The organism is Stenotrophomonas sp. 2YAF22, from assembly GCF_052114665.1.
Taxonomy (GTDB): domain Bacteria; phylum Pseudomonadota; class Gammaproteobacteria; order Xanthomonadales; family Xanthomonadaceae; genus Stenotrophomonas; species Stenotrophomonas indicatrix.
Genome location: NZ_JBFRFE010000359.1, coordinates 1 through 4422, shown reverse-complemented (window position 1 = coordinate 4422; position 4422 = coordinate 1). Strand labels below are relative to the sequence as shown.

General features: G+C 67.0%; 5 protein-coding genes. 1 reads left to right on the top strand and 4 read right to left on the bottom strand.

Annotated features, from left to right (window positions below; genetic code table 11):
- The 4 genes from dnaG to rpsU all read right to left on the bottom strand — a co-directional run.
- Positions 1-1352, bottom strand: a 1352-nt coding sequence (gene dnaG, locus AB4Y84_RS14345; protein WP_442250326.1) for a DNA primase, incomplete at its 3' end; no start/stop codon positions are given.
- Between the two features lie 59 nt (positions 1353-1411).
- On the bottom strand, positions 1412-2371 hold the full coding sequence (locus AB4Y84_RS14340; protein ID WP_059065748.1) for a YihY/virulence factor BrkB family protein: 960 nt from the start codon (positions 2369-2371) through the stop codon (positions 1412-1414).
- 105 nt (positions 2372-2476) lie between these two features.
- A complete protein-coding gene (locus AB4Y84_RS14335) occupies positions 2477-2920 on the bottom strand; it encodes a GatB/YqeY domain-containing protein (protein ID WP_312109345.1) in 444 nt (147 codons plus the stop codon).
- A gap of 133 nt (positions 2921-3053) precedes the next feature.
- Entirely contained in the window at positions 3054-3269 is a 216-nt protein-coding gene (gene rpsU, locus AB4Y84_RS14330; RefSeq protein WP_002808376.1) for a 30S ribosomal protein S21, read from the bottom strand.
- Positions 3270-3435: 166 nt separating this feature from the next.
- Between rpsU and tsaD the strand changes: the two genes are divergently transcribed.
- Positions 3436-4422: tRNA (adenosine(37)-N6)-threonylcarbamoyltransferase complex transferase subunit TsaD (tsaD, locus tag AB4Y84_RS14325; RefSeq protein WP_442250325.1), on the top strand; the 987-nt coding region annotated here is incomplete at its 3' end.

Genomic DNA, 4422 nt, shown 5'->3' with positions numbered 1-4422 from the left:
ATCGCGCCACGCACCAGGCTGCGCTTGGCCGCCGGCTGGATCGCGCGCGGCGCGGCGCGTTGTGGCATCTGCGGCCGGCCCGCCTGAGCGTTGCCCCCCAGGCCCGTCAGCTGTGCCAACTGCTGCTTCATCAGGTCGCCGAAGGCACCGTCGGGAATCTGCGCGAGCATCGGCTTGGCGCGCTCGGCCAGCCGTGCCTTGCCATCCAGCGTGCCCAGGTTGATCTCGCGGGTCAGCTCGTCGAAGAAGAACTGCGACAGCGGCGTGGCCTGCTTCAAGCGTTCGTCGAAGGCCTCGGCGCCTTCCTTGCGCACGATGCTGTCCGGGTCTTCGCCGTCGGGCAGGAACAGGAAGAAGGCCTGGCGGCCGTCCTTCATGCGTGGCAGCACCGATTCCAGCGCCTTCCAGCCGGCGCGGCGGCCGGCGGCGTCGCCATCGAAGCAGAAGAACACGTCCGGCGCGTTGCGGAACAACAGTTCGGCGTGGTCCGGCGTGGTCGCCGTGCCCAGCGTCGCCACTGCCTGGGTGACGCCGAACTGGAACAGCGAGACCACGTCCATGTAGCCCTCGACCACGATCAAGCGCTCGATCTTCTGGTTGGCCTGGCGCACCTGCCACAGGCCGTACAGCTCGCGGCCCTTGTGGAACAGCGCGGTCTCGGGCGAGTTGAGGTACTTGGGGCCGTCATCCTTCTCGAACACGCGCCCGCCGAAGGCGATCACCCGGCCACGGCGGTCGAAGATCGGGAACATCACCCGGTCGCGGAACTTGTCGTAGACGTGGCCGCGGTCGTTCTTGGAGAACAGGCCAGCGCGGTCGAGCAGCTTCATCCGCCGCTCGTCCTTGCCCAGTGCGTCGCGCAGGCCGCTGTAGCCATCAGGCGCATAGCCGATCTGGAAGCGTGCGCGGTTCTCTTCATCCACGCCGCGGCCATCGAGGTAGCTGCGGGCTTTCTCGCTGCCCTCAAGGTTCTTCTGGAAGAACTTGGTTGCCGCGTCCAGCGCCGAATACAGCTCGCGACTGTCATCCTGCTGCTGGGCGCTGCGCGGGTTCTCGCTGCGCGGCACTTCCATGCCGGCACGCTTGGCCAGTTCATCCACCGCGTCGAGGAATTCGAGGCGGTCGTAGTTCATCAGGAAGCTGATGGCCGTGCCGTGCGCGCCGCAGCCGAAGCAGTGATAGAACTGCTTGGTCGGCGAGACGGTGAAGGAGGCCGAGCGTTCGTCATGGAACGGGCAGCGCGCGGCGTACTCCTTGCCCTGGCGCTTCAACGGCACGCGGCTGCCCACCACCTCGACGATGTCGGAGCGGGCCAGCAGGTCGTCGATGAAAGCGTCGGGGATACGGGCCATGGGCAACGAGGCAGGGCRCGGCGGCAGCCACGCGGAAGGGGGAAGTCAGTCCCCCTAGTTTACCCCTTGCCGGCCACGTTCCCGGGCGCGTTCGCTGCAGTGCCAGGGTCGATGCCGGCAGCCAGCAGATGATGGCGTGCGCGCAGGCGTTCATCGATCACCGCGGTCATCAGCGCGCCGACGAAGAAGACCACGGTGGCGTAGTAGATCCAGACCAGCGAGATCACCAGCGCACCCATCGAGCCGTAAGCGCTGCCCGGTGCGACGGTGGCGATGTACACGCCGATGCCATAGCGGCCGAGTGCGAACAGCGCCGAGGTGATGAGGCCGCCGATGAAGGCCTGGCGCCACGCCACGCGCCGGTCCGGCAGGTAGTGATACATGAAGGCGAAGCCGACCGCGTACAGCAGCAGGCTGGTCAGGTAGCCGATGGCCGGCAGGATCGAGGGCAGCTGCGCAAAGGCCACCTGCAGCACGGTGGTGGCGGTCATCGACAGGATCAGCAGGAAGCCCAGCGCCAGCACCACGCCGAAGGAGAACACGCGTTTGCGCAGCCACGCCTTGATGCCCTCCAGGCGTTCGCCGCTGGTGCGGAAGATCAGGTTCAGTGCGTTCTGCAACTGGGCAAACACCGCAGTGGCGCCAACGAACAGCAGCAGCGTGCTCCACAGCCCGGCCAGCGATCCGACGTCGGGCTGGTTGTCGGCATTCTTCAGCACGGTTTCGGCCACGGTCGCGGCACTGCTGCCGGCCACCGAGCTGATCTGGTCGACCAGGGCCTGCTGTGCCGGCGGATACAGCGAGGCGGTCAGCCACAGCAGCAGCACCAGCAGCGGCGCCATCGACAGCAGGGCATAGAAGGAAACCGAGGCGGCCTGGGTCAGCACGTCGATTTCGACGAAGCGCTTGACGACGGCCATCGGGAAACTGTCCTGCAGGCGCTTGATGTACTTGTGCAGGGACGCGGGGCCGCCGTGCGGCGCGCTGTCTTCGGGGGCGTGGGACGTTGGATCAACCATGCCGGAGTTGTAGCAGCATCACGTCGAAGACGCGGTGAAGCAGGTGCGCAGGAGCGCGTCCCGGCGTCCCTTCGCAGTGCGGAAGGGACCCGGGTCAGGCGTCGCTTACGACAGCGCCTGCTTGACCAGCTTGGACACCAGGCCCATGTCGGCCTGGCCGGCCAGCTTGGGCTTCAGCGCGCCCATCAGCTTGCCCATGTCGGCCGCGCTGTTGGCGCCGGTTTCGGCGATGGCCGCCTGGATGGCCGCGACGATCTCGGCTTCGCCCATCTTGGCCGGCAGGTAGGCTTCGATCACCACGATTTCGGCGCGCTCGATTGCCGCCAGGTCTTCGCGGTTGGCCGCTTCAAACTGGCTGACCGAGTCCTTGCGCTGCTTGACCATCTTGTCGAGCACGGCGATCACGGCGGTGTCGTCGAGCTCGATGCGCTCGTCGACTTCCTTCTGCTTGATGGCGGCGTTGATCAGGCGGATGACGCCCAGCTTGTGCTTCTCGCCGCCCTTCATGGCGGCCTTCATGTCTTCGGTGAGCTGCTGCTTCATGCTCATGACGAACCTCGTGGTGGTAGTGGGGCAGGGCGGATGCCCGGGCCCGGAAACGCAAAAAGCCGGCGACGCTCGCGCGTGCCGGCTTCGACTCCATCGCGGCAGGGAATGCCCACCGCAATGAAGATGCGTCCGATCAGTACAGGCGCTGACGCTTGGTAACGTCGCGCGACGAGCGGCGCAGCTGACGCTTCACAGCAGCGGCGGCCTTGCGCTTGCGCTCCTGGGTCGGCTTTTCGTAGAACTCGCGCTTGCGGGTTTCGGCCAGCACACCGGCCTTTTCGCAAGTGCGCTTGAAGCGGCGAAGAGCAAACTCAAAGGGTTCGTTCTCGCGGACTTTGACGCTGGGCATGGAATCTCCGGGACACAGTAGAACCGGGTCACGCCCGGCGAGCCGCACATTATAGTGGCGAATAAACAAACTGCAAGCCACAAATCCTGAATAGGGGCAAGTTGTTGGATTGCAGTGAGGCCTGCCAGTTCCCCGAGGGGTTGGCAGGGGCGTCATAATAGCAGGCATGCGAGTCCTTGGCATCGAATCTTCCTGTGACGAGACCGGCGTGGCGGTGTATGACACCGACCTGGCCGGCAGCGCTGCCCTGCGCGCCCATGCGGTCTACAGCCAGATCGCCCTGCACGCCGAGTACGGCGGTGTGGTRCCTGAACTGGCCAGCCGTGACCACGTGCGCAAGCTGCTGCCGTTGATCCGGCAGACGCTGGCCGAGGCCGGGCTTGGCGTGAACGACATCGACGGGGTGGCCTACACCGCCGGCCCCGGCCTGGTCGGGGCGCTGCTGGTGGGCGCCGGCGTGGCCCGGTCGCTGGCCTGGGCGCTGGAGGTTCCCGCCGTGGGCGTGCACCACATGGAAGGTCATCTGTTGGCGCCGCTGATGGAAGACGATCCGCCGCAGGCCCCGTTCGTGGCCCTGCTGGTGTCCGGTGGCCATACCCAGCTGGTGGCCGTCGATGCCATCGGCCAGTACCGGCTGCTGGGCGAAACCCTGGACGACGCGGCAGGCGAAGCCTTCGACAAGACCGCCAAGATGATGGGCCTGCCGTACCCGGGCGGGCCGCAGCTGGCCGCGCTGGCCGAGCAGGGCACGCCGGGCGTCTACCGCTTCACGCGGCCGATGACCGATCGCCCGGGCCTGGATTTCAGCTTCTCCGGCCTGAAGACCCAGGTCCTGATGGCATGGCGCGATAGCGACCAGAGCGAGCAGACCCGCGCCGACATCGCCCGTGGCTTTGAAGACGCCGTGGTCGAGACCCTGTGCATCAAGTGCGAACGCGCGCTGGAAGCGGCCGGCACCAATGTGATCGTGGTGGCCGGCGGTGTGGGTGCCAACAAGCGCCTGCGCGCCCGCCTGCAGCAGATGGCCGAGCGCCTCGGCGGCCGCGCCTGCTTCCCGCGGCCGGCGTTGTGCACCGACAACGGCGCGATGATCGCCTTCGCCGGCGCGCTGCGCCTGCTGGCGGGCCAGCACAGCCCCCCGAAGGTGGACGTC

Coding starts and splice junctions, on each gene's coding strand:
- AB4Y84_RS14340 (WP_059065748.1), bottom strand. CDS start 2,371: ATGGTTGATCCAACGTCCCACGCCCCCGAAGACAGCGCGCCGCACGGC.
- AB4Y84_RS14335 (WP_312109345.1), bottom strand. CDS start 2,920: ATGAGCATGAAGCAGCAGCTCACCGAAGACATGAAGGCCGCCATGAAG.
- rpsU (WP_002808376.1), bottom strand. CDS start 3,269: ATGCCCAGCGTCAAAGTCCGCGAGAACGAACCCTTTGAGTTTGCTCTT.